The sequence below is a fragment of the Vibrio sp. 1-1(7) genome, from assembly GCF_013048485.1.
In the GTDB taxonomy this organism is placed as follows: domain Bacteria; phylum Pseudomonadota; class Gammaproteobacteria; order Enterobacterales; family Vibrionaceae; genus Vibrio; species Vibrio fujianensis.
In genome coordinates this window covers 463,073-489,323 of the sequence record NZ_VHSP01000001.1, presented here as the reverse complement: position 1 = coordinate 489,323, position 26,251 = coordinate 463,073, and the positions used below count along the sequence as shown (strand labels likewise).

The 26,251-nt window shown below is 44.9% G+C and carries 19 protein-coding genes and 1 riboswitch; of the genes, 8 read left to right on the top strand and 11 right to left on the bottom strand.

Annotated elements, in window-relative coordinates:
- Positions 1–375 precede the first annotated feature (375 nt).
- Positions 376–759, bottom strand: coding sequence for a DMT family protein (locus tag FKN05_RS02320; protein WP_170886814.1), 384 nt, complete (start codon positions 757–759; stop codon positions 376–378).
- Between the two features lie 264 nt (positions 760–1,023).
- Between FKN05_RS02320 and cscK the strand changes: the two genes are divergently transcribed.
- Both cscK and FKN05_RS02310 read left to right on the top strand, forming a co-directional pair.
- The gene (gene cscK / locus FKN05_RS02315) at positions 1,024–1,938 is read left to right on the top strand and encodes a fructokinase (protein WP_161428405.1); all 915 of its coding nucleotides are present in this window, start codon (positions 1,024–1,026) and stop codon (positions 1,936–1,938) included.
- Between the two features lie 334 nt (positions 1,939–2,272).
- A complete protein-coding gene (locus FKN05_RS02310; RefSeq protein ID WP_170886813.1) occupies positions 2,273–3,661 on the top strand; it encodes a carbohydrate porin in 1,389 nt (462 codons plus the stop codon).
- An 82-nt stretch (positions 3,662–3,743) separates the two neighbouring features.
- On the opposite strand, the gene FKN05_RS02305 is transcribed toward FKN05_RS02310, so the two are convergent.
- Together FKN05_RS02305 and FKN05_RS02300 are read right to left on the bottom strand one after the other, a co-directional pair.
- Entirely contained in the window at positions 3,744–5,375 is a 1,632-nt protein-coding gene (locus FKN05_RS02305) for a glycoside hydrolase family 32 protein (protein WP_170886810.1), read from the bottom strand.
- A gap of 182 nt (positions 5,376–5,557) precedes the next feature.
- Positions 5,558–6,544: a LacI family DNA-binding transcriptional regulator gene (locus FKN05_RS02300; RefSeq protein WP_099612609.1), complete on the bottom strand. Its 987-nt coding sequence runs from the start codon at positions 6,542–6,544 to the stop codon at positions 5,558–5,560.
- Positions 6,545–6,797: 253 nt separating this feature from the next.
- On the opposite strand from FKN05_RS02300, the gene FKN05_RS02295 reads away from it, so the two are divergent.
- Entirely contained in the window at positions 6,798–8,237 is a 1,440-nt protein-coding gene (locus FKN05_RS02295) for a sucrose-specific PTS transporter subunit IIBC (RefSeq protein WP_161427597.1), read from the top strand.
- Positions 8,238–8,288: 51 nt separating this feature from the next.
- Here FKN05_RS02295 and FKN05_RS02290 read toward each other — a convergent pair whose 3' ends face one another.
- From FKN05_RS02290 to FKN05_RS02255, 8 genes are all read right to left on the bottom strand, one after another.
- On the bottom strand, positions 8,289–9,560 hold the full coding sequence (locus tag FKN05_RS02290) for a sensor histidine kinase (protein WP_170886808.1): 1,272 nt from the start codon (positions 9,558–9,560) through the stop codon (positions 8,289–8,291).
- On the bottom strand, positions 9,544–10,233 hold the full coding sequence (locus FKN05_RS02285; RefSeq protein WP_099612611.1) for a response regulator transcription factor: 690 nt from the start codon (positions 10,231–10,233) through the stop codon (positions 9,544–9,546). The genes FKN05_RS02290 and FKN05_RS02285 overlap by 17 nt, the downstream gene beginning before the upstream one ends.
- Positions 10,227–13,379: an efflux RND transporter permease subunit gene (locus FKN05_RS02280; protein WP_170886806.1), complete on the bottom strand. Its 3,153-nt coding sequence runs from the start codon at positions 13,377–13,379 to the stop codon at positions 10,227–10,229. Before FKN05_RS02280 ends, FKN05_RS02285 begins: the two co-directional genes overlap by 7 nt.
- Positions 13,376–14,560, bottom strand: a complete 1,185-nt coding sequence (locus FKN05_RS02275; RefSeq protein ID WP_170886804.1) for an efflux RND transporter periplasmic adaptor subunit — start codon at positions 14,558–14,560, stop codon at positions 13,376–13,378. The genes FKN05_RS02280 and FKN05_RS02275 overlap by 4 nt, the downstream gene beginning before the upstream one ends.
- Positions 14,547–15,926, bottom strand: coding sequence for a TolC family protein (locus tag FKN05_RS02270; protein WP_170886802.1), 1,380 nt, complete (start codon positions 15,924–15,926; stop codon positions 14,547–14,549). The genes FKN05_RS02275 and FKN05_RS02270 overlap by 14 nt, the downstream gene beginning before the upstream one ends.
- A gap of 351 nt (positions 15,927–16,277) precedes the next feature.
- Entirely contained in the window at positions 16,278–17,813 is a 1,536-nt protein-coding gene (gene vceB / locus FKN05_RS02265) for a multidrug efflux MFS transporter permease subunit VceB (protein WP_099612613.1), read from the bottom strand.
- Positions 17,814–17,822: 9 nt separating this feature from the next.
- Entirely contained in the window at positions 17,823–19,013 is a 1,191-nt protein-coding gene (locus FKN05_RS02260) for an HlyD family secretion protein (RefSeq protein WP_099612614.1), read from the bottom strand.
- Between the two features lie 22 nt (positions 19,014–19,035).
- Positions 19,036–20,463, bottom strand: coding sequence for an efflux transporter outer membrane subunit (locus FKN05_RS02255; RefSeq protein ID WP_170887225.1), 1,428 nt, complete (start codon positions 20,461–20,463; stop codon positions 19,036–19,038).
- 132 nt (positions 20,464–20,595) lie between these two features.
- Here FKN05_RS02255 and FKN05_RS02250 point away from each other — a divergent pair, with 132 nt between their 5' ends.
- From FKN05_RS02250 to FKN05_RS02230, 5 genes are all read left to right on the top strand, one after another.
- On the top strand, positions 20,596–21,198 hold the full coding sequence (locus tag FKN05_RS02250) for a TetR/AcrR family transcriptional regulator (RefSeq protein WP_170886800.1): 603 nt from the start codon (positions 20,596–20,598) through the stop codon (positions 21,196–21,198).
- Between the two features lie 243 nt (positions 21,199–21,441).
- Positions 21,442–22,974 (top strand): ABC transporter substrate-binding protein, encoded by a 1,533-nt coding sequence (locus tag FKN05_RS02245; RefSeq protein WP_170886798.1) that lies wholly within the window; start codon positions 21,442–21,444, stop codon positions 22,972–22,974.
- Complete coding sequence (locus FKN05_RS02240; RefSeq protein ID WP_099612617.1) at positions 22,967–23,920, top strand: ABC transporter permease; 954 nt, start codon at positions 22,967–22,969, stop codon at positions 23,918–23,920. The genes FKN05_RS02245 and FKN05_RS02240 overlap by 8 nt, the downstream gene beginning before the upstream one ends.
- On the top strand, positions 23,917–24,714 hold the full coding sequence (locus tag FKN05_RS02235; RefSeq protein ID WP_170886796.1) for an ABC transporter permease: 798 nt from the start codon (positions 23,917–23,919) through the stop codon (positions 24,712–24,714). Before FKN05_RS02240 ends, FKN05_RS02235 begins: the two co-directional genes overlap by 4 nt.
- The gene (locus tag FKN05_RS02230) at positions 24,711–26,093 is read left to right on the top strand and encodes an ABC transporter ATP-binding protein (RefSeq protein WP_170886795.1); all 1,383 of its coding nucleotides are present in this window, start codon (positions 24,711–24,713) and stop codon (positions 26,091–26,093) included. The genes FKN05_RS02235 and FKN05_RS02230 overlap by 4 nt, the downstream gene beginning before the upstream one ends.
- A 31-nt stretch (positions 26,094–26,124) precedes the next feature.
- A riboswitch (TPP riboswitch) is annotated at positions 26,125–26,222 on the top strand.
- Positions 26,223–26,251: the final 29 nt, after the last annotated feature.

Below are 26,251 nucleotides of genomic sequence, written 5' to 3'. Positions count from 1 at the left end.
TAAACAAGGATGATCTAATGTCAGCGCAATATCGTTGATAATCTATGCCATAATGTCTCGCCCATGCTTAAAATAGAGACCTTAGACATTGATCAAAAAATTAACATTCGAAGCCAAGTGCGTCGAACAAAAAACACCAATCAACGCGTTAATAGCTCGAATCTGTGAAGGCAATCGCTACCTTGCACCAAAATAAATCGGATGCCCCACTTTGCTTCATTCAAAAATAGAATTAAAAATTAATCGGACATAACCAAAGCGCCTATATCAATACATGACTTCTCAAGCAATATTAAAGAGCGGCGGTACTTTGGTTCCAATCACAGGCACTACAGATTGGAACCACTTCAGAGGAAGAGAGAAAGGAGTCGCATTTTACGCGATAGCACGAGTCAAGATTTCCAAAATTTGTGGTCGAAAAATAAAAAAGACCGCGCCCAACAAGCAAAGCCCCGCCCAAACAAAGTCCATCCTAAATGGTTCTTTCATATAGATCAGCGCAAACGGCACAAAAACCGATAAAGTAATCACCTCTTGTAAAATTTTGAGCTGGCCTAAATTGAGCACAGTATAACCAATCCGATTTGCCGGGACTTGGAACAGATATTCAAATAAAGCAATTCCCCAACTCAATAATGCAGCAACAATCCAAGGTTTATGGCCCAGTTCACGTAGATGCGCATACCAAGCAAAGGTCATAAAAATATTGCTGATCAAAAGCAGCCCTATGGTAATCAACATAGGAGGAAGAGCGAACATAATGAAAACTCCAATCAAAGAGAAAATAGCTGAAGCACAAAACGCGTGCAGTGTGCGCTGAGTCCTGATATTCGTCAATCTACAATTTGAAATTTTCATTAAACTGGGAACGATACCGAAAAGTAAATCAAAAAGCTCGCCATTTTATTCATTTGTTCTTTATTGATCACAATTTGGCAAGTCAAAGAATAGACCCGCTAGCGAAAGACTTTGCAAGATTTTTTCAACCATTACACTAAAGAAAATTCTTGTGGGAGACAGTCAATGAGTAAAGTATGGGTCACAGGCGACGCGGTTGTCGATCTTATTCCTGATGGTGAGCAACACTATTTAAAATGCCCCGGTGGCGCACCCGCTAATGTTGCCGTTGCGATTGCCCGCTTAGGCGGACAGAGTGCTTTTTTTGGTCGAGTTGGGAACGATCCTCTTGGTCGATTTATGCAGCAGACACTCACCAATGAAGGTGTGGATAGCACATATTTGCTGTTGGATGATCAGCAGCGCACCTCTACCGTGGTGGTAGATTTAGATGACACAGGTGAACGCAGTTTTACGTTTATGGTAAAACCCAGTGCCGATCAGTTCTTACAGCCCAATGATATTCCTGAATTTCATCCCGGTGAATGGCTACACGTTTGCTCAATTGCACTCGCCAATGAACCCAGCCGTAGCTCAACCTTTGCCGCGATCGATCGCATCAAACAAGCAGGGGGATACGTCAGTTTTGACCCTAATTTACGTGCAGAGGTCTGGCAAAATCCTTCAGAACTCATTGATGTGGTCATGCAGGCCGTGACCAAAGCCGATGTGGTGAAATTTTCAGAAGAAGAACTCACGCTTCTCACCCAAACAGAGACCATTGATGCAGGGCTCGATGCGCTAAAAGCACTGAATATTCCTCTTGTCGTGATTACTCAAGGAGCAAAAGGCGCATTAGTTGTCACGAATGAATACCAACAATTAGTCACAGGAAAGGTAGTTAAGCCTGTCGATACCACAGGCGCTGGTGATGCTTTTGTGGGAGGGTTATTGTATCAACTTTCCACCAGTAATCCGTGGCACCAAAATTTGGAAGCGGCGATTTTATGGGCGCACGGCTGCGGCGCGTTAGCGACTACGAAAAAAGGGGCGATGACCGCTTTGCCAACCCAGCAAGCTCTACTTGATTTCATTCGTTAACTGCCTCTTTCTTCTCTTTTTTGTTAGCGAGCTTTCTTGTCAAAAGAAGGTTCGCTTTTTGACTTTGAAATAGTGTGATCAAACACAATGCATCAGATCACAAAAAACTGCGATTGTGTGATTACGCTTAAATTTCCCATTAATTTATAGGGATCGTTCCCTATTTATCTTATACAGTTATATCGAACTAAAGATAACGTAAATCTCATTTATATCGAATTGTTCAGGATAAAATGGGTAAAATTGGTCTATTTTTCTACGCTAATTCAACGATCAATCGGGAACGTTTGCAAACTCTTGATTTATCATCCAATTCATGTGGAGAAAAAGCACAATGAAAACGAAAACATTAGCACTAGCCATTGCCTCAACCCTACTCCCAACCTCTGCGGTATGGGCAAATAATGATATTGCGGCGTTGGAAACTCGAATTAATGAGCTGGAATCACGCCTCATGACCACAGAACAAACCGCTCAACAGGCCTTCAATACTGCCTCTCAATTCGAGTTTACTGGCTATGCGCGCGCAGGATTGTTAACCAATGATGACCTTAACGGCGCAACAGGAACAGGGCCTTATATGACCGCGGCCGGCAGTTTAGGAGCCCCCATTGGCCGTTTAGGTCTGGAAGCCGATAAATACTTAGAAGCTAACCTTATCCATAATCGTGTATTGGATGATGGCTCTAAAGCACGCTTTCATATCATGTTGGCCGATAGTGTAGAAACCAATAATGAGTGGACGGCGGATGACAGCCAGTTAAACGTACGCCAAGTCTATGCGGAGCTGTCTAATTTAACCTCTTTTAGTGGTGCATTTGAAAATGCTACGGTTTGGGCGGGTAAGCGTTTTGACCGTGATAACTTTGATATTCATTTCTTTGATTCCGATATTGTCTTCCTTTCGGGTACCGGAGCTGGGGTCTATGATGTTCAACTTGCCGATAACTGGAAAGCCAACTTCTCTCTCTATGGGCGAGATTTTGGAGAGATTGATAGCGCCAACACCAACATCGAAAACTACATAGCGACCATAAATAACCGATTCGGTCCTTTGCAAGTGATGATCAGCGGTATGGTTGCCGCAGATAATAAAGATCAAGCGATAGCCGCCGAGTCAGCGACAAAACGGGCAGAAAACGGGATCCATGCGTTATTTGCTTATCATGGCAGTGATTTCTTTGGCTTTAATGAGGGATCATCTTCAACTGGGTTACTGCTTGGTCAGGGACTTGGCGCAGAGTTAAAAGGTATTGGCTCTAATGGCAATTTAAACGATGATGCTAAAGCACTTCGTCTCTTTAGTTATGGGGTGACCCGCTTTGCTGAAAATTGGCGCTTTGCTCCCGCACTCATGGCGGAATATAGCCAAGATCGCATTAAGAAGGATGATAAATTCAAGTGGGCTTCACTTAACATACGCTTAGCTCAAGAGTTGACAGAAAACTTTGAGATGGTGTACGAAGGGTCATATCAATATATGGACTTAGATAATAGCGTTGAACAAGCCAGTGGCAACTTTTACAAAGCAACTTTAGCGCCAACCTTAAAGTTATCGACCGCATCCGGCTTTTTTGATCGCCCAGAGCTGCGTTTTGCTGTTAGCTATGTGGATTGGAGCCGAGATTTAGATAACTACGCCATTAGCCTTGCCAATGATGCCAGTACAATGGGTAAAGGTGGTGAAACGATGTTTGCTCTCCAAATGGAAACGTGGTTTTAATAGCTCAAGACTTTAAGCATGACAAAGGCCCCTCACAGGATGTGAGGGGCCTTTATATTAAAAAGGTTATTTTAGGTTCACATTAGTAAGGGGCAAAGCCACCGTTCATTGCGCTTAATTGTGCAAATTGTGCACTAACTTCAGCGCCAATCAACGAAATACGGGTAGCATCCATCGCCGTGAAAACACGCCCGGTCATCACCTGTTCCCCTTGGTTAATAAAGATTTCTAATGAGGAATGATCAGCTAAAATCTGCAAATGGACTTCTTCTGACTCTAAAGCGAGTTCACGGACAGTATCTCCTTGACGAATCTCCGTTTGGCTACGATCAAAACGAAGCACCTTGCTGTCAGCATCAAAGGACAACACCACTTTATGCTGCGCATTTTCCATTAAATGTAACTCACCGCCCAACGGTAGGTTCAGGATCAATTCGAAGCTTTTTGTCGCCACATCAACCCCTCGTTCATTTAATGTCAGGGTTTGAACGTTTCTCCGTAACAGCTCAAGCTCAGCAACAGGACGTTGAATGACTTTTCCTTGCTGCCAGCTCAGCTCGCGCAATGCTGTAAATTGGTGTATCCAGCCATTGTCACAGCTTGGGTGATCTATCTCATCAGGGAGCCCCATCCAGCCGCAGAGCACACGTCGTCCATCAGGAGTTTGAGCCGTTTGTGGGGCGTAAAAATCAAACCCTGCATCCAACTGCCAACCTTGTAGAAAATGAAATTGCCCTTGTTCATCCTGCTCTACAGTAAAGATTCGGTTTTGGTGCTCAATCGTATGATGAGGATTTTCAGAGCGAATCCCTTGAGGGCCAAAAACAATGAAGGCTTGCTCTTCGAGTTCAAACCAATCCGGACATTCCCACATATACCCATAAGGGGCTAATTCTTCACCGTATAAGCGATCAAATTGCCAATCTTGTAAGTTGGGAGAATGGTAAACCGCCAATCGCCCCTGTAATGTCTCGGTCTGCGCACCAAGTAACATCTGCCAACGCCCTTGTTGATACACCACTTTAGGATCACGAATATGCTCAGTAACACCATCTGGTAAAGTGCGAATAACGGGGCCTAGCTTAGTGAAACCGCCTTCAGAGTTAGCTTTGGCAACGCACTGCATGGTCTGCCGTTGTCTATCATGCCCTAATCGTGTATTTCCGGTATAAAACAACCACAGATCGTCACCATCACTAACAGCATGGCCAGAAAAAACCCCATGGCTATCAAACCAATCCGATGGCGTCAGGGCAATCGACTGCCATTGCCAATGGATTAAATCTTGGCTTTTAAGCAATACCCAATATTTATCTTTATGCTCACAAGCAAAGGGATGCCACTGATAAAATAGATAATATTCCCCTTGATGGTAAATAAACCCATTTGGATCATTCAATAAACCTTGTGGTGGAGAAATATGCCATTGAGGGCGATAGGGGCATGAAGTGGGCTGAAGGTAAACCGACGCCTGTTCACGTTGCTGCTCTGCTATCTGACGGCCAACCGTCGCTAAGTGTTCATCCGTGATGGTTTCATCACGTACCATCGAAAGTTGCCATTCACCTAGAACCGACTCAGCAACAATGTGATCGGGCAAAGGTTTCACACGCTGAGCATCATGCACAGCAACCGTGATCCGCCCTTTTGGAGCGAGAATACGTAGTATATTGGTGATACCACCAGCGAGATCAATCAACGAATCAAGAGACATATGCTTACCTAACCATTAAATTCGGGAACGTTCCAAAAATATAAAACATCACTCAACTAGGCAAGTTTTTCCGTCGTATAACCAAGTATAGGATAGTTGAATGTGAAGCAGAGCACAGAAACCTCTCTTTGATTGTCAGGATAATTCGCTATCTTGACAACAATGCGAGTGGATGCAACTCATCAACAAGTTTGACGATCAATGTTTTGGAAAGTTAGCACCACTTTGCTCATCTCTAACCCTTGCCCAGAAATACGCTCCAACAGCATTTTCGCCGCATTTTCTCCTGCTTTATCAAAAGCATAGTTAAAGGTAGATAAACTAGGATTACTCACATAGGCCAGCTCATCGTTCCCAACCCCTAGCACTTTTACTTGCTGACCCACGGCAATCCCCTGCTCTTGTAATGCTTTAATCGCTCCTACCGCTAGCCGGTCGGTCGCACAAAATAGCCCATCCAAGTGTGGATAAGCGGCGATTTGCTGCTTAGCTAAGCGATAGCCCGACTCAATCGAAAAGTCACCCCGAACATGAAACAATAACTCTTGTTGATGCAAAGCCAGTGATTGTTCAAGCCCTTGAGAACGTAAAACATCTACCGCCACATCATCACTTTGCACCCCAATAAAGCCGATATTTTGACAACCGGCGGCGACTAAGCGATTACCGGCCTCAAAACCAACACGTTGATCATCATGAACGACACTAGGAATATTATACAGTGAACCATCTTGACCAATTAAGACCACGGGCACCGGCGACTGTTGAATCGCTTTGATCAAAGCGGTATCAAGGTGGGTTGCATAAAAAACAATACCTTCGACGCGTTTTTGATTAAAGATTTGAATATATTCGAGTTCCTTGGCATGCACTTGATGAGTATTAGCCAGTAAAACATGCTTACCCGCCTGCTCAAAAATGGCAGTTAATCCATCCACACCTTGCGCTGTGGCATGGGAAGAGACGCGAGGAACAATCACTCCGATCAGATTGGTTTTTTGTGATTTCAGATCTTTAGCCACTTGATTGACCACATAACCACAATCAGAAACCGCCTTTAATACTTTGATTTTTGTGGACTCTTTGACACCATATTCATTATTGATCACCCGAGATACCGTAGATTTAGATACCCCGGCTAAGCGGGCAACATCATGTAAACTTGCCATTGCGACTCTTTTCCATCATCAGTTTGGGATTGATTGCAAAATTACTTGATAACCATTTTGCTGATAGCGTGATTCTACCCTTGTTTTATGCATTGTTGCTTAAGCTTTTAGCGATCTTCTTCACATATTTTTTGATTTTATTTTGACCATCACAGATTTATTGACAAGAATTAACATTGCAAACGTTCCCGAAATTAAAATTAGCCAAACGAAAGACTATCATACAGACAAGTAACAAGAACCGGGGTGAGTTATGGACTATCCAGTCATAGCAAAACAACTTATGGAACACTTGGGTGGTAAAACAAACATCCAAGCGCTCGCACACTGTGCAACTCGATTACGCCTAGCCGTCAAAGACGAGTCTTTGATTAATGAACAAGCCATTGAAGAACTTGATGGTGTAAAAGGTCAATTTAAAGTCGCAGGTCAATATCAAATTATATTTGGATCTGGCGTCGTTAACCAAGTCTATGCCGAAATGGCAAAACTAACAGGCTTAGCTGAAATGTCCACTAATGATGTGGCTTCAGCCGGTGCGCAAAAACAAAATATAGTACAACGGGCAGTCAAAGGGTTATCGGATATTTTCGTGCCCATTATTCCGGCGATTGTCGCCGGTGGCTTACTGATGGGGTTATATAACGTCCTGACGGCTACAGGATTATTTATCGATGGGAAATCATTAATCGATGCCAATCCGGGCTTGGCTGATTTAGCCAGCATGATCAATACCTTTGCTAATGCTCCTTTTGTTTATTTGCCCGTTCTGTTGGCTTTCTCTGCTTCACGAAAATTTGGCGGTAACCCGTTCCTGGGTGCCGCTCTCGGGATGTTGATGGTACACCCCGACTTACTCAATGGCTGGGGATTTGGCAGTGCTTCCGTTTCTGGTGACATTCCAGTTTGGAACATCCTTGGCTTAGAAATTCAAAAAGTTGGTTATCAAGGTTCGGTTCTGCCTGTTTTAGTCGCGGCCTTTATTCTAGCTAAAATTGAAAATGGTCTGCGCCGTATCGTTCCATCGGTCTTGGACAACTTATTAACGCCGATGCTGGCGATTTTTATCACCGGTTTCCTGACCTTTACGGTGGTTGGCCCTCTTACTCGTGATGTTGGCTTCCTATTGGGTGATGGACTGAACTGGTTGTATGAATCCGCTGGCTTTATCGGTGGCGCACTCTTTGGCTTTATTTATGCGCCATTTGTCATCACAGGCATGCACCACAGTTTTATCGCGATTGAAACCCAACTGCTGGCAGATATTGCCGTAACTGGGGGGACGTTCATCTTCCCAATAGCAGCGATGTCAAACGTAGCTCAAGGGGCCGCCGCTCTTGCGGTAGGCCTCACCACTAAAGAAGTAAAAATGAAGGGTATTGCGATTCCTTCCGGTATCACCGCGTTACTCGGTATTACTGAACCCGCAATGTTTGGGGTTAACTTAAAACTGCGTTATCCTTTTATTGCTGCGATTTGTGGTGCCGCGATTGCCAGTGCCTTTATCACCCTATTCACCGTTAAAGCACACGCACTGGGTGCCGCCGGGTTGCCAGGCATTATCTCTATCAGCCCAGATAAAATTGGTTACTATGTGGTCGGTATGATCATCGCGTTTATCGCCTCTTTTGGTCTTACTCTACTGCTTAGTATGCGTGAAAAAGCGAAACTGGGTGCTCAAGCCAACGCGTAATACGTCCCCCTATAGCGTTTACGCCTTACCCGCTCTAAAGAGCGGGTATTTTTATGGCTTCAAAAAATGAATAGTGACATCTCGCCCATGTAAATATTTCACCGTTTCACACCGCCAGTGATACTGCTTAATAATTCGGTTAGTGAGTTCTAATCCGAGGCCAAACCCTAAATCTTCTATTTTTTTGGAGCGGCTATCTTCTCGATTTGAAATCAAAACCTGAGCGTCCTCTTGGCGAATCACCACTTTTCCACATTGGGTATGCTGATATGCATTTCTAATTAAATTACTCAGTACAATTCGGTATAACGTTGCAGGAAGCCGATAAGATTGATGATGTATATTCACCTCTAGCTGCACTTTTTTATTATCAAGCAAATAGCTAAGCTCTTGGCAGATCTGTTCAATTGAGCTTCCTAAGTCAACCTCCACCAGAGGGAGCTCTGTTTCTTTTCCTCGGTTGAGCCACAATAAAGTTTCACACAGATCACTCATTGTTACGCCAGCGCGACAAATACGTTCCAATACTTGTTGACGCTTTTCCGGTGAACTTTGTTTTTCAAGCAGTTTCATCAATAACTCACTATTACTACGAACAACAGCTATCGGTGTTCGTAATTCATGGCTTGCATGAGCGAGGAATTTTTGTTCTCGACGAAGCGCACTATCAACTGAAACGAGACTGTTTTTGACCACCTTAGCTAAGCGATTCAGTTCGTTATAATGAAAATCAGGCGCAGGAATCACTAACTGTTCAGGCGTTAATTGTTTTGCCCAAAGTGCTAGCCGCTCGACAGGTTTTGCTACTCGTTGTACTAAAAAATACATACACAAACCAAATAAACCAATACCAAGCACGGCATAACTAATCAGTTGAACAAAATGGGGAGTTTCTCCCCAAGGCCGATTTTGTATCAGTTCAGGACGTTGAACATCATCCAACACACGATAAATGTAGAGGGGGGCGCCAGCCGTTTGATCATAACGCATTAAAAACACAGCGCGCTCAGGTGCTGAAAACCAATGCTGATTTTCGATATATTTTACAAATTGCATCGGTTGTTCTAGTGGTTCAAATAACGCGGCAATGTCTGATGGAATGGCTTGCCAATGATGAGCAACGTGAAACCCCATCATCATTTCTGTTTTTTGTCCCGTTAATGCGACCTCTCGACCAATATCCATCATCATCATCCGCATTCCACCATCCAATCCTTGCTCAAAATAGTTTGCCGCTAAATGGGAGAAGCTGACAACCGTGATGCTGGCCATTGCCATCATCACACAGATAAGGAAAATCTTCAGGCTACGGCGTAGTTTCATCGTTATCCTGCTGTTGGATACTGAACCCAAACCCTGGCACCGTCTTAACCATCGTCGGCCATCCCTCTTGGTCTATCTGCTTACGTAGCTTAAACATATGCACTTTTAGGCTGTTACTGTCTGGCTGTGCTTCTCCCCAGATCATCTGAATAATTTTTTCCCGAGTGACAACAGACGGATATTCTCGCATCAATAATTCCAAAATTTTTATCGAGATCGGTGAGAGCTTCAGCTCTTGCCCATAACGGCAGGCTTTACGCAGCGATAAATCGAGTTCGAGTTCACCAATCCGTAGTTTTGTAGCCTGTCCGCTCCGCCGTTTAGACAACACCAACATGCGCACCATGAGCTCTTGCATAGCAAACGGTTTTACTAAGTAATCATCGGCTCCGTGTTGAAAACCTTGCAGCTTATCATCCAAAGTATCACGCGCTGTCAACATCAAAACCGGTGTTTCAATACCTTGTTCACGAATACGTCGACACACTTCTAAACCTGCAATTTTCGGTAAGTTGAGATCCAGAATAATCACGTCGTATTGATAAGATGTGATCAGGTTATAACCCACTAGACCGTCGGCGGCAAAATCACACTCTATTCCTTCTAATTGCATATAGTCGATCAGTGCCGTCGCAAGATCGAGGTCATCTTCAACCAATAAAACCTTTAGCATGATGCTTTACCTATCACTTTACACGTAACGTTTTTTACTATATCCACGACTCCCTTCTGTATCTCATACTGAATATAGAGTAACACGGGTATTAACAGTAAAGTAATCATCGTAGCGAACATGATGCCATACCCTAATGAAGCCGCCGCAGGTTTTAAAAACTGAGCTTGCATTGATGTTTCGCTCAGCAGAGGAATCAAACCTGCAAATGTGGTAATGGATGTCAAAAGAATTGCACGTAGTCGGCTATTACACGCTTCAATAATGGTATCCAATATGGGTTTCCCTTCTTCTTGTAAACCGTTATAGCGGCTGACCAACAACAAGCTATCATTCACCACCACGCCACTTAAAGCTAAAATACCAAACATAGACAAAATGCTTAAGGTCAACCCATTCACCCAATGGCCTAAAATCGCGCCGACAATACCAAAGGGAATGGCCATCATAATCAGTAAGGGCTGAATGTAAGAGCGCAACGGTATCGCTAGTAAGGCGTAAATGGCGATCATCGCAGCCACAAATATCAATTCCATCGATTGCATGGTTTCCGCTTGTTGCTCAGCTTCTCCGGCAAAATCAACCCGCAAATGAGGGTACTCTTTCTGCCACTGTGCCAAAAATTGTTGCTTAACTTGATTGACAACTTGGCTGGGTGACAACATGGCTTTATCCACAACCGCACTCACATACACCGCTCGTTGATTGTTAATTCGAGTAATGGCTGACGCTTGGTAATCAGAATCAATCATTGCAACCGAACTGAGGGGGATAACCGTGCCGTCACTGCTACGAATATTCGCATTCATGATATCTGCTAAGGTTTGACGTTCTTGTTCCGGATAACGAACACTCACCGTGACTTCATCTTGTTTACGCTGAAATTTTTGGACTTCTCCACCCCCAAAAGAATGCAGAACTTGATCAGCAAGTTGTGCCGTCGTTAACCCCAAAGCTCGTCCTTGTTCGGTTAATGTAAAGCGATACTGTGGTACTCCTGGGCTTAAGTTGTCATCAATGCCGCTGATTCCCGGTATAGTTTGCAGATAAGCTTTCACGGCCTTTCCCGCAGCCGTCACCTGTTCAGCATCGCTGGCTTTTAACTCAATTTTAAAGTTATCAACCATATCCATGCTGGCCAATACTTTGAGTCTTTTAGCGCCTTCCAGCAGACCTATCTGCTCATTCCATATTTTTGTAAACTGATTGGTGTCGTATCCCGGAGAGTCAATGAAGGCGACCGTAACACTGCCTTCGGTATCAGATGAAGCCAATACCTGCAGGCTGGAAATACTGCTTTGTTCAGTAGGTAATCCCAGCTGAGCACGAAGATGGGTATCAGCCCTTTTCGCTGCCTGTTCAATCACTAATAAATTTCGATGAGTTTGCCCAAAGCTGGCATCGTCTAACATCGTGATATCTGCCGAAGCGATATCACGAGGAATATCGGGAAAGAAAGCCATTTTAACCGTTCCAGACATAGGCAATGTCGCAATCACGATCAGTAGGCTAAGAAATAGCAATAATGTTGCGTAACGAAATCGTAAACACAGTTTAATAACGGGCGTGTACACCTGATAATTCAAAAAATTCAATACTGAATCTGCGCTACGCTGAACTCGACTCCAACCACCTTTTGTTGCATTGCGATGAGTATTTAGGTGAGCAAGATGAGACGGTAAAATCAGTTTTGATTCCACCATGGAAAGCAATAGACAGACCGTTACAACCGCAGCAAACTGAGCAAAAATTTGCCCAAGCCCACCTGTCACATTGGATAACGCCATAAATGCAGCAACGGTAGTCAGCACACCAAACACGGTAGGTATTGCGACTTTCATGGCCCCTTTAATCGAGTTATCTAGGCTGTCACCCTCGTTACGCCGAGTGTCATAAATGCTTTCGCCTACCACCACCGCATCATCAACAACAATCCCAAGTGCCATAATAAAACCAAAAGTCGTCATCTCATTGATGGTGAGGTTGGCAAACGAACCTGTCATGAAAAATAGTGAGCCAAAAAAGACAAACGGTAAGCCCGCAGCAACCCAAAAAGCCACTCGAACGTTTAAAAACAGCGCCAGAACAAAAAAGACAAGAATGATGCCTGATATAGCATTTTTCACCAGTAAACTGAGGCGATCATTAATCATCTGGCTTTGATCGTACCAAGTCTCTAAGAAAATCTCTTCTGGCAATAATTGTTGATCTCGCCATTGCTGTACGACTGATTTTGCTTGCTCAGCAATTAGAGTGACATCACCATACTCGTCCATCACGATTTCAATCGACATGCCATTTTGTTGGTTATAACGAGATAATGTAAAGGTGTCTTCATCAAATGTTTCTCGAACAACGGCTATCTCACCCAGTTTAAATGTTGTACCTTGTGAAGTATTAATAAGAGGTATTTGAGCAAATTCTTCCGCCTTATACCTCTGGTTTGCCACTTTCAGGCGAACCGCTTTATCAGGATGACGCAAACTGGTCATAAGAGGTGTCGATGACTCCGCATTCACCTTATCTTCAACGTCAGACAAACTTAGGTTATAACTTTGTAAAGTGGCTTCATCAATATCGATAGAAATAACCGGATCAGCGCTCGCTTTGATTTCTAAATCTCGAATGGCAGGTTGTTGCAAAAGAGCGGTTTTTAACTCTTGTGCTAACGACTGCAAGGTCGCTCTATCCACGCTACCATAGAGCTGAACCCAAATGGCGTGATCTTGCATACGATCTTTTTCAATGATCGGTTTTTCTGCATCACTGGGGAAATTATTGATCCCATCCACTTTTGTTTTAATGTCTGAGAGTAACGTGTTGAGACTGTAATCACTGGTTTTCTCAATAGTGACCGTACTGCCGCCAGCGTTAGAGGTAGAGGTAATCCGTTTTATTCCCGGAACGCTTTCCAATGCCTCTTCAATTTTAATCGCAACCCCCTCTTCCGCTTGCTTGGGGTCGCCGCTGTTATAGGTGACTGAAACCGTCACTCGATCTGGTTCCATACTCGGGAAGGCTTCTCGACGTAACTGGCTGAGTGACAAAACGCCCATCACGATCACCGATAGAAGTAATAAATTGGCCGCCACTGAATTTCGAGCAAACCAGGCAATAATACCCGATGGAGGAGGTGTCATACTCATAATGCTACCTCACTGATCACTTGCACCAAAGTACCGACTTGGTAACTGCTTAATGGGCGCTGAACAATTTGTACGCTTTCATGGGTAAAGGCTTTAACATACACAAAACCACCCGATTCAAACTGTTTCTCTGCTAGGATGCTGGCTAATTTGCCTTGGCTATCGATGTACCAGATTTCCCCTTGCTGAGAAATGGCTGACTGAGGCAATTTCCAACTCTGTTTGAGGGGAGTGCCCTCCACAATGGCGGTCACAAAGGTTCCCGGATATAACGGAGGTTCGATATCCAAAGGTTGAGCAACCGTTACCACCAATGCACGTTGGCGAGTATTACTGTCAAGGTGTTGCTCAACACGAGTCACATAACCGTTCCATGCCATTTGTCGATAACGCAACTCTACAGACCAGCTCTGTGGGTGACGAGCCAGCTCGGTATTGCTTCGTATCGGTAAATTCAACCATTGCGCTTCTGAAAGTGGAATAACGACTTCGACCACATCGGTACTGTATAAAGTGGCGACTTGTCCACCTTCTTGCAAATAACTACCAAGTTGAATGTCTCGGCTCACAACTAATCCGTCAAAGGGGGCATAGATCACGGTGTTTTTCAGATCATACTGAGCTTTTGCTAACACTTTCTGTGCATTCGTTAAAGCGGCTTTTGCTTGAACCCGCTGCGGTTGACGAAGGACCAATGGTGAATCAGGCTCCCCAGATAACCCCGACCGCTGCCACTCAAGTTTTGCTTGTTCCCCTTGACGCTCTTCTTCCAATAAGTTTAAGGTGGCCGTTGCTAATTCAGACTGAGCTTCACTCACCGCTTGCTGATATTTTGTTTGATCTAAAGTGGCCAGTACCTCACCTTTTTTTACCCGCTGACCACTTTCAAGGCCCGGCCCTAATGTCAACACTCGTCCAGATACCTCAGCGGTAATATTAAGTGCATAACGAGGTTTCACTTCACCATACCCTTGAACTTGTGCTGAATAGTGCCCTATGTTTACGTCGACAACGGAAACGGCAACGACGGGATCATGCTCAGGTTGAAGCGTATCATGAAGCAACCCGCTCTCTTTGGGTTCACTCATTTGGGACAGTTGACTATGAGCGTAAGCCATCACTCCCCAAAAAACGGCACATGCCAGTAAAGTGGTTCCGAAAGTGACCTTATTGATCCTCATTTTTAACTCCTAATCCCAATGCTAATCCCAAATCAATCCGGTTACTTAATCGGTTATAAGTGACTTGAGCGAGTTTGATTTCGATATCGTAGGTTTGTTGCTGTATGGTGAGTAGTTCAAGAATGTCTACCAATCCTTTGCGATATTTATCCAGATAATTAGCGCTGCTGCGCTGTGCGCTGTCTAGGGCTAACCTCAAATGCTGTTGCTGACGCTCCAACGCCTGTTCCTGGCCAAAAGCGCTTTCTACTTCATTCACTGCCGTCAATAAGGTTTCCTGATAAGCCCAAAAGACCTGTTCTGTCGTTAAAGCTTCCATCTCTGCTTCCGCTTTAAGTTTTCCACCTTGAAATAGCGGTGCTGTTAACTGGCCTAAAATGCTCCATAAAGGGCTGGTCAGTAAGCTATCGCTTAAGCGGTGATCACTGTCACTCAATGCCGCACTAAAACTCAGGCTGGGCAACATGGCTTTATATGCCACTTGAGTGGTGTATTGCTGTGCTTCAATGTTGGCATAAGCGGCAATAAGATCAGGCCGACGAGCCAGATCTTGCTCTGGAAAATGAGCCAACGAAAGCAATACCGTGGGAAATTGAGCAGGAATAATAAGAGGGTCTTGGCTTCCTAACTGCCCTAATAGGGTAGTTAAATCTCGGCGAGCTGACGCTAATGTTTCTTGATATTCAGCTAATGTCGCTCGAGTAGACTCCATATTGGTTAGTGCGCTATCTCGGTCTTCTAGCCCACCTAAACCTTGACAATAGCGCTCTGTCACCACCTTTTCATTACGTTGCAAAAGTTCTAACCGCTGCGTTTCGATATGAACTTGCTGCTGGTAAAGGTTAATCATCAGCCATTGCCGCATAATGCTTGCCGCTAAGGTGTCTTTTGCGGCTTGGTAGTCCGCAGCACGGCTACGCAAGTTGGCGCTAGCCGCTGCTTTACCGTCTGCGATTTTTTGCCAAATATCCAATTCCCAGCTTACACTCAACTCCGTGTTGTATTGAGTATGGTTGTGCTCTTCTTTCTCTCCACTTAAGGTCAACTCTGCACTGGGTAGTTGATCTGCGGCGCTCTGTTGTTTTTGTGCATAAGCAATTTTAAGCGCTAATGCCGTTTGCTGCAGGCTAGGGTTATGTTCCAAAGCACGATCAATCCATTGCTTTAATTCAGGAATATCAATTAATTCCGTAATCGAAACCATATCAATAGCAGGCTCAGTATCAATAACAGACCAAGCCGTAAGTTGCTCAAGGGATTCAGAAACTCGCGCTTGATACGTTTGCTGAGAATGGGTGGCGCAGCCGATTAACCCCGCAATCAATAAACTCACGGCGGATAACCTTAGCCAATGCGATGACATCATAGTGGTGTACTCCTGTTGATGAACCTTAGCGTAAATAAACAGGGGTTAAGAGAGGGTTAACTTAAGAAAAATAACGCCCAGAAATTCTGGGCGTTCATATTCGAGAAAATCAAAAAACTGACGGTGAGATTAGAATTGATAAACCACTTTTAGCTCAATACTCCGCTCTGCGCCATACCCGCAGTTTACGTTGTTGTAACAGCTGTAATACTCTTTATTGAATAGGCTAGCCATCACATCCACGCCGGCACCTTGTAGATTATCGCTCAACTGACCGAGAGCGTACCCTAAAAAGATGTCAACACCCTAGGGTCTGTGGGTCTATTGACTACTGATCCCCTTAAAAAATGATTAATGTACGGCTGACGTATCCACTGCGTGTTTCGGTTTAGGAGCAAACCAGATCATACATCCAGCCACCGCAAAAATAACCGCAATCATCAAAAATAACTGGTTAGTCGCCACCATGACACTCTGGTTTTGTAAGGTCCAGTCCATCGCAGATCGCGCCTGCTCAGTACTCATTCCTGCATTCTGCATCGCTTGGCTCGCCACGCCCGCTTTATCGGTTAAGCCAGATAATTCCGCATGAACATAGCGAGACTCTCGCTCCCAAGATGTATTAATCATTGAGGTGGCAAAGGCACCAGATAAGGTTCGGATAAAATTCATCAACCCTGCTGCCGATTCCATTTCATGCATTTTGACACTACCTAGCGCAATTGCAGTTAATGGCACAAAAAATAACGGCATCCCAACACCTTGGAAAAACATCGGCCAGCTAATTTGTGAAAACGTCATGTCTACGATGCCAAAACTGCGCATAAAAGTCCAAAAACCCAGCCACATCACTCCAGCAAAAACAAAAGGCCGAGGATCGTATTTCGACGATAAGTTAGCAATAATAGGGGCGAGAAAGACGGCCAATATTCCCATAGTGGCGGTAGCATACCCGGAAATAGTCGCTGTATAACCCATATAGATTTGCAACCACAATGGCGTTAACACTGAGATACTAAAAAAAGCCCCAAAAGCAAGTGACAAAGTCACCATACTCATACTGTAACCTCGGTGTCGAAAAACCTTGAGATCCACAACAGGATTCCGTTCAGTTAATTCCCAAATTAGAAATGCTACAAAGCCGATTGCAGCAACAACCGCTAGAGTAATGATTCGTGAGGATTCAAACCAATCGTGATCTTTCCCTTCATCCAGCATCAATTGCAAAGCGGCCACCCATACCACTAATAGTAATAACCCCACTTTATCAATTTTAGAACGAATGGTTTTGGTCTCATACTTCTGCAACAATTTCCAACAAATCAAAGCAGCACCTATTGCAAAAGGCATTTTCACCATAAAGATATATGGCCAACTAAATTGATCACACAACACACCACCTAAAATTGGCCCCATTATCGGAGCAATCAACGTAGTCATACTCCAAATACCAATGGCAACATGCCCCTTATTTTTCGGGAAAATTCTCATCATTAAGGTTTGTGATAACGGCATAAGAGGGCCTCCGGAAAAACCCAGAAATATCCGAAACATAACTAATGTACTCATGCTATTTGCCATTCCACACAATAGTGAAAAAACACCAAACAGCAGAAAACAAGTTACAAATACTCGGATAGACCCAAAACGTGAAGCTAGCCAGCCCGTTAATGGTACCGAAATAGCCTCAGCAACCGCATAGGAGGTAATTACATAAGTTCCTTGACTAGCAGAAGTTCCTAGACTTCCGGCAATGGTAGAAACGGAAACATTGGCAATGGTGGTATCTAAAATAGCCAAAAAATTCGCCATTGCTAGACACAAAGCCCCTACAAACAGTGCTCCACCTGACAAAGGTTTGATTTCATGGTCAGAAGCGTGACTCATCCTCTCACCTTAACCTTGTTCTGCTAATTGGGTTGCCCGATATTGCACTAACGTTTGTGCGTTAATTTCAGCGGCGGTATCAATAGTGACAATCATTGAAAGCCCAACCTGCAAGGGATGGCTCTGTAATTCTTTCGGATCCAATTCAATTCGTACGGGCAACCGTTGTACCACTTTAATCCAGTTACCGGTCGCATTTTGTGCCGGAATCATAGAAAATGCCGAACCTGTCCCGCCCGAAAAACCCGCAATCACCCCGTGGTAAGTCACGTCATCGCCATACAAATCTGCTGTTAATGTAACTGGCTGACCTATTTTCACCTCACGCAGTTCCACCTCTTTAAAGTTGGCATCAACATAAATCTGGTTAATAGGCACGACGGTCATTAATGGCATTCCAACTTGAACCCGACGCCCAACCTGAACCTGACGTTTAGCCACCACCCCGCTGATTGGGGCTCGGATAATAGTACGTTCTAGATCAATTTTAGCTTGTTCCAAACGAGCTTTAGCCAATAAGACTTCCGGGTTATTTTCTACTGTGGTGTTATCTGTTAACGCGGCATTGGCTTTTTGCGAACCGATACTCGACAGCTTCGTCGCTTTCGCTTGCGCCATTGCCGCTTGAGCTGCATGCAAATTGGCTAGTGCTTGACTATACCCTGTTTGTGCATTGCTCAGCTCTTCCCCCGATACCGACCCCGAGCGCACAAGCCCTTCACGACGAGTTAAGTCTATTTTCGCTCGTTCAAAATTTGCTTGCGCTGCACTTAACTGTGCTTTGGTACGTTGCTCATTCGCTTTTTGCGCTTCCACCAAGGCGGTTAGTCCTTCATCGTTGGCTAAATAGCTGCGAACACGACGCTTTGCTAGCGCTAAATCGGCTTCAGCTTGACTCAAGGCCAAACGAGCATCGGTATCATCAATGTGTACCAACACGTCACCTTTGTCGACGTATTGAGTATCCACCACATTAACACTGGCAATGATACCGCCCACCGCTGGAGTCACTTCCGCAATTTCGGCCGCAGCATACGCATTATCGGTTGAAACAAAACGTGAACCAATAAAGTACCAATAAGTACTGTAACCCCCACCAACAATGATGATCGCAAATAAAAGAAATAAGAACCCTTTTTTACGAGCTTGTGAAGCTCGGTGAGTATCAAAATGTTCCGTTGTTTGTTCAGACGAATTCATAAAAAAACCTTTTAAAACTAAATCAAGAATGAGAGTGAGAAAAACCACCGCCTAAAGCATGAATAAGTGCAAGATCCAAGCTAAACGCACGAGACTGAAGATTAACCAACGCCCGTTGGTTATTAAGTAACGTCTCCTCAGCGACTAAAACATCAAGGTAAGTCGCTAACCCTCCTTGATAACGATTGTTAGCAATATAGTGAGCGCGCTCAGCTTGTATGACGGCTTGTTGCGTTTTTGCAATCCGCTCATCCAACGCCTGAGTACTGGTCAACACATCCGCAACGTCATGCAAAGCTTGATTTAAAGTAGCGTTATATAAGCTGACCGACTCTTGATAACGGGCTTGAGCAGAAGTAAGTTGTCCTTCTAATCGGCCGCCCGTAAAGAGGGGTAAATAGATGGCCGGACCAATGCCGCCTGCATCATTACCGCTGTTAAACACATTATCGAGACCGAAAGCTTGATAACCGATAAATGCGGAAAAACTCACATCGGGATAAAACATGGCTTGTGCGATCCCTACCCGCTCAGCAGCCGCCTCAGCCCGCCAGCGTGCAGCAACAACATCGGTTCTATGCCCTAACAGGCCAATACTAGCGTCTGCTGGCAGACCAAAACGAGCATTGAGCGTAATGGTTGGAGCATAAATCGCTCGTGCGCGATCCGGCCCTTGCCCAACTAAAGCGGCAAGCGCATTTTTTTGTAATTCAATCGACTCATTCAGTGCCAAGAGTTCAGCATCAACACTGGCAGCAATCGATTTTGCTTGGCTAACCGCCCCCAGAGTTTCAAGCCCGTTGTCGTAGCGTTTTTGCAATAACTCAACCGTTTTCTCTCTCACCCCTAAAGCCGCTACTACCGTGGTTTGGTTAGCATAGAGACGTGCCAGTTCGGCATAGGCATTAGCAATGGATGTCGCTAACATCAAATGAGCAGAAACACTTTCAACCTCTGCAGCGGCCAAATCTGAGGTTGCCGCCGCAATCGACGCTCGGTTCTTACCCCAGAAGTCAAAGTCATATTGAAAATTAAGCGTGAGTGAGCCGTAATCATTCCAACCATGAGGTGGTGAATACGATTGGTACTGATAACTGACTTTACTTTCGCTTGCAGAAGCCGCCAACCCGACATCCAACGAACGAGCAGCCCCTGCTTGCTCGGCAATGCCTCGGGCATTATCTAATCGTGCCTTCGCCATTTGTAACGTGGGGGAATACTCAAAGGCTTCTCTTATTAATTGATTAAGCTGTGTATCTTGATAGCGTTCCCACCAAGTATCCGTCGGCCACTCTATGCTGGTATGATCAGTAAACGTCTGTTCGGTATTCCACTCTTGTGCGGACTTCATCTTGGCCAAGTCTTGATCTAGATCTGGACTTGCGCAGCCAAAAAGTAACGCCGTACTGAGAATACTCATCGAAAAATAAGAAACAGATTGGCTCTGCATAAGCTTTATTTGAGTATTGTATTTCACATTTCACAACCTTATAACTAAACTGCACGGTACAGTTATACTCTTGACAGAAATGGCTAGTCAAGAGAAACTTATAGAAATTTTTCAGTTGGGATTGATGGGTGAATGCGAGTTAAAAGTGAAGAAAAAAGGCAAGCTATTTTAGAGGTTGCAAAAGATTCTTTTACACAACAAGGCTTTGAACAGACATCCATGTCACACATTGCTAAAATGCTGGGCGGTTCAAAAGCCACGCTCTATAACTACTTTAGCTCTAAAGAAGAGATCTTTTCAGCGGTCATGGCCTCTTCAGCCACCGAACAGATCGCTAATGCGTTCTTATCTCTTGATAAAAATCGAGATATTGCCACTTCTTTAGAAGAATTTGGCGTAAATTTTCTCAACTCGATTCTCGGTGTTGAAGCCATGGCAATTTATCGTATGGCGATCCACGAAGCTGAACGCTCCTCTGTTGGACGACATTTTTATGAGCAAGGGCCAAAAAAAGGCTGGACGCACGTCAGCGAGTATATTGCTGCACAAATTGATAAAGGAATGCTAAAGCCCTGCGACCCTTGGATAGCCGCCATGCAATTTAAAGCTCTTCTATCTGCGGAATACGTTGAACCGTTTGCCTTAGGGGCCATAGACAAACCCACTCACACACAAATTAACACCACCGTTCACCGAGCCGTCACTATCTTTCTTACCCTTTATTCTTCACAATAACCCCTCTTTTATTGATACAAAAACAGGTTGGTGAAAACGCCCTCCCATAGTCTATAAGATAATAAAGCAGGAGCCAGCACTTTGGCTCCTGTGCTTCCAGCGCCGAACACGCCCTATTGCCAACCTTACTTTCTCATTCACACATGAAATAGTTCACAAGCGATTCAATAACAAAAAATACTGGACATGATAACGATTCTCATGCTGAAATAATGTTATGTTATAACATATAGAATTCTACTAATGAAAAAAACGTTATTCTTGCTTGCTGTTATCGCCATTGCCGTGGTGTTTTTTTGGAAACCCAGCGCATCGGACAAACCCTCTCTTTTATCCGTTTCTGGTCCGTTTGAGTTTAGTAGCCAAGATTTGTCAAAAGATGGTTTTCTTTTTTCTCGCTTACAGGTCGTTGAAGCATTAATCGGTATTAATGACCAAGCACAACCTTATCCGCTTTTAGCACAAAGCTGGCAACAGAGTGAAGATGGATTACGCTGGGTTTTTGAAATTCGCCCCAATGTTCTGTTTCATGATGGTCAGCCGCTCACGGCCCAAGCTGTCGTTCACTCACTCAGCCGAGCCGTCAATAAACCGGGAGTGATTCGTCAAGTCCCGATTGAGTCGATTACCGCAGAAAATGAGGCGCTGGTGATCATCCTACAGCGTCCTTATCGGCCATTGCTTTCCGTCCTCGCTCACTATTCCACCGCGATCATTTCGCCATCGTCTTATCATGAAAATGGGCACGTCAATCGCTTACAAGGCACCGGCCCCTACCAAATTGATCAATTACAAGCACCACATAAGGCGCAAGTCATGCGTTTTGATCGTTACTGGGGAACACCAGCGGCCATTGAGAAAGTGGAGTACTTAACGGGGCATCGTTCAGAAAGCCGAGCGTTGCTCGCGCAAACGGGGCAAGCGGATATCGTCTATACATTAGATCCTATCAGTATCCCAGCCCTCCAGCAGGCCAAAAATGTCCAGTTACACATTGAGTCAATACCACGAACCGTGTTGATTAAAGTCAATAATGCTCACCCATTTCTTAGTCATAAATCAGTACGTCAAGCCCTTAGCTTCGCTTTGGATCGTCAAGGTATGGCAGAATCCGTACTCCGTTTGCCACAATCCCATGCTTACCAACTTTTTTCTCCCGCTTTAGGCTCTTGGCATCTGCCCACTTTATCGGGAGAACAACGCCAGTTAGAAAAAGCGCAACAATTATTAACCGACCAAGGCTGGCAAAAAAACGCGCAAGGCTTTCTGGAAAAATCGGGGGAAGTTTTCCGCGTTCAGTTACTGACTTATGCCGATAGACCAGAGCTTCCTCTCCTCGCAACGGCAATCCAAGCACAATGGCGAGAGTTGGGTATTGATGTTCAAATTTCGATTGATAATTCCAGTGCCATTCCTGCCAAGCATCATGATAATTCATTAGAACTGGCACTAATTGCCCGCAATTTCGGTACACTTGCTGACCCCCTACCTTTACTAATGGAAGATTTTGCTACCGAAAAAGGATCCGATTGGGGACCCATGCACTGGTCATCCGATCTCTTCTCACAACAGCTTGATCTGCTAGTCACTGAATCTGACCCAGAGAAATATGAACAATTGGCTCAGCAAGCCGCTCATATCCTTGCTGATGAAATGCCTCTTATTCCTGTGACTTATTACCAACAAATTATCGCGGTAAATCGTCAAATTCATGGCTTCTCTTTTGACCCATTTGAGATTAACTACCGTCTGTCGGAGATGAAGTTCCATGACTAAACTCTTGCTCTCTCGGTTGTACCAAGCACTTTTTGTCGCTTGGTCAGTGGGCACCTTGACGTTTATTTTGATGAGAATGATCCCCGGCGATATCGCCTACCGCATTGCAGCAGGTCGCTATGGTTATGACTATGTCAATGAACAAGCCGCCTTAGCGGTGCGAGCGGAACTTGGGCTTGATCGTTCAGGTGTTGAGCTTTATCTCAGTTGGCTATGGGATTTGTTGCATTTTAATTTGGGGCATTCTCTCGTCAGTGGCGAGCCGATTGTTGATGCCCTATCTCATCAGCTTGGCCATTCATTACTTCTTGCGGGCGCAGCAACGTTACTTTCTCTATGCCTTGCCATTCCACTTGGGATCTACTGTGGAAGAAGAGTTAACCAGTGGAGCGATCACCTTGCGCTCTTTGGTTCAATCACTGTTAGGGCTCAGCCAGTCTTTCTGATTGGGTTGGTGCTGATCTTGATTTTCTCTTTACACCTGAACTTACTGCCCGTAGCGGGGTTTGGCCGACTAGAACACGTGATTCTTCCTGCATGCGCATTGGCATGTAGCCTTGCCGCTATGTCTAATCGAATGATCCGTAATGCCACCCACCAAGTGATTCATTCCTCCTATTTTCAGTTTGCACGTCTTAAGGGGTTAACCGAATCTCAGGCATTTCAGCGACATGCACATAAAAATATTGCTTTGCCCGTCATTGCTTTCGTTGGCATTCAAGCAGTCGGCTTGGTAGAAGGAATCGTCATGATTGAATCCTTATTTTCCTGGCCCGGTATTGGTCATGCCCTTTCTCACGCTATCTTCCAACGTGATATTCCGATGATCCAAGGTGCGGCATTGATCATGGGGTTACTGTTTGTGTTCATCAATACCTTGGTTGATGTGGCCCAGTATTACCTAGATCCAAGACAACGATTTGCAAAACAGGAATCACACGCATGAGTGGCCTTATTCATTTATCTCGAACCCAATGGGTGGGATTGAGTATTTTATTCGTTCTCATCACGCTCACCGCCATCGAGTGGCTTTTTTATCAGGGTGATCCGGCCCAACAATCATTATCTCAAGCGTTTGCATTACCGTCTTGGCAAGAACCGTTCGGGCGAGATCACTATGGCCGCAGTAACTACGCTCGGCTCAGTAGTGCAATTATGACCTCGCTCAGTATGGCGCTGTTCAGTGTTCTCACCTCGGCTTCATTAGGGCTACTCGCAGGGGTGGCGGCGGCATGGAAAGGGGGCTGGTGGGATAAAAGCTTGTCGTGGTTGGTCAACCTACTTTTGGCTATGCCGGGGCTCATTTTGGTTCTTCTTTTTGGTGCCATGCTACCGGGCTCATTTATGATCCTCTATTTTGCTATCTCTTTAATTTTATGGGTAGAGTATTTTCGAGTGGTGCGTAGCCGAACCCTAACCTTGCTGCGCTCTCCCGAAATTGAAGCCGCCCGACTTTACGGATTCAGTTCGTGGTATCAATTTAAACGCCACTTGTGGCCAACACTGCGTACCGATCTCTTTACCTTAGGTTGCTTTGGGGCTGGAAATGCCATCTTGGCGCTTGCCTCGATTGGTTTTTTATATGTAGGCCTTAAACCACCCGCCGCAGAACTAGGGCTCATGATGGTTGAGTTATTTCGTTATTATCATCAAGCCCCATGGGTACTGCTTCAGCCTATCGTGGTCGTCTTTCTGTTAGTCATGAGTTTTCATCTATTAGCTCGAGGTAAACACGCATGAACACTTTATTACACGTAGAGCAGTTAGCGATCAATAGCCAAGAACAGTGTTTGGTTGATCCCGTCTCCTTCCATCTGGCTTCTGGTGAAGCAATCACCATTTTAGGAGAAACGGGCTCAGGGAAAAGCCTTCTTGCCAATGCAATTATTGGAACGTTACCCAATGAGTTAACCTTGCAAGGAAATATCACGCTATTTGGAAAAAATCAGAACTCCCGCTCTCAGGCAGAGCGTCAAGCACTCTGGGGAAAGAAAATCTCGATTCTCCCTCAAGAACCTTGGTACGCCTTAAGCCCATTAATGAACGTAGGTGAGCAAGTCCGTGAAGTTCATACGTTAGTTAATCACAATGCCGCTCAGGCGAATGAAAAAACACAGGCAGCCTTTAATCAGGTTGAACTTAGCCAAGACCAAGAGAAATACCCCCATCAGATCTCTGGAGGCATGGCACAGCGGGTAGCCTATCTTTGCGCCACTCAAGCAGGAGGCGAGCTGTTGATCGCTGATGAACCAACCAAAGGGCTAGACAGCAGTCGAAGAGATCAGATTATTGAACAGCTCCTCACCCATAAGCAGCGAGGAGCGGTACTCACCATTACTCATGATGTTGAAGTCGCTGACCGCTTAGGGGGAGAGATCATTGTCATGAGAAAAGGGGTTATCCAAGAGCGAGGGCCAGCAGAACAAGTGCTTAAACACCCTCAATCAGACTACACCAAAGCCCTTATTGCTGCTGATCCCCATTTTTGGGAAAAACGTTCTAAATCTCAAATAGGTGAACCACTACTGACGGTTCATCAGTTAACCAAAGGGTTTGCAAAGAGAACACTATTTCGAGATCTTAATTTCACATTATCCAGTGGTGAAGTTCTTGGCATCAGCGGTGACAGCGGTTGTGGCAAATCAACCTTGGCCGATCTCTTGCTTAGGTTACAATCCCCTTGCTCTGGCGGCATCACGTTTCACCAGAAAATCAAGGTCGCTGAGGCGCTGAAGCTGTATCAAGACCCTCCCAGTGCGTTGGCGAAACATTGCACATTGCAAACGCTATTGAACGATCTTGAACAACGACATGCGATTGATAAGCAGGCGATCCCGATCTTAATGGCAAAACTCAACTTATCACCGGATTTATTGCTGCGTCAGGCAACTCAAATCTCGGGAGGGGAATTACAGCGCTTTGCTATTTTACGGGCTTTATTAATGAAGCCTAAGCTACTGATTGCCGATGAACCCACCTCTCGTCTTGACCCCGTTACCGCAGCAAACACATTGGAATTGATGCTGGATTTAACACAACAGATAGGCTGCGCGTTAGTCCTCATTAGCCATGATAAAGTAGCATTAGAGAAGCGCTGTCATAAGGTGGTTCAACTCTAGTTGTTTCACTTAAATTATTTGTTAGTATAGGCCATTATAGTCGGGGAGCCTTAAGGCTGAGATCGCATTGCGAGACCCGTTGAACCTGATTCAGTTAGCACTGACGTAGGGAACTATGGCAACCGATGACGCAGCCTTCGCATACCACTAGCATCAAT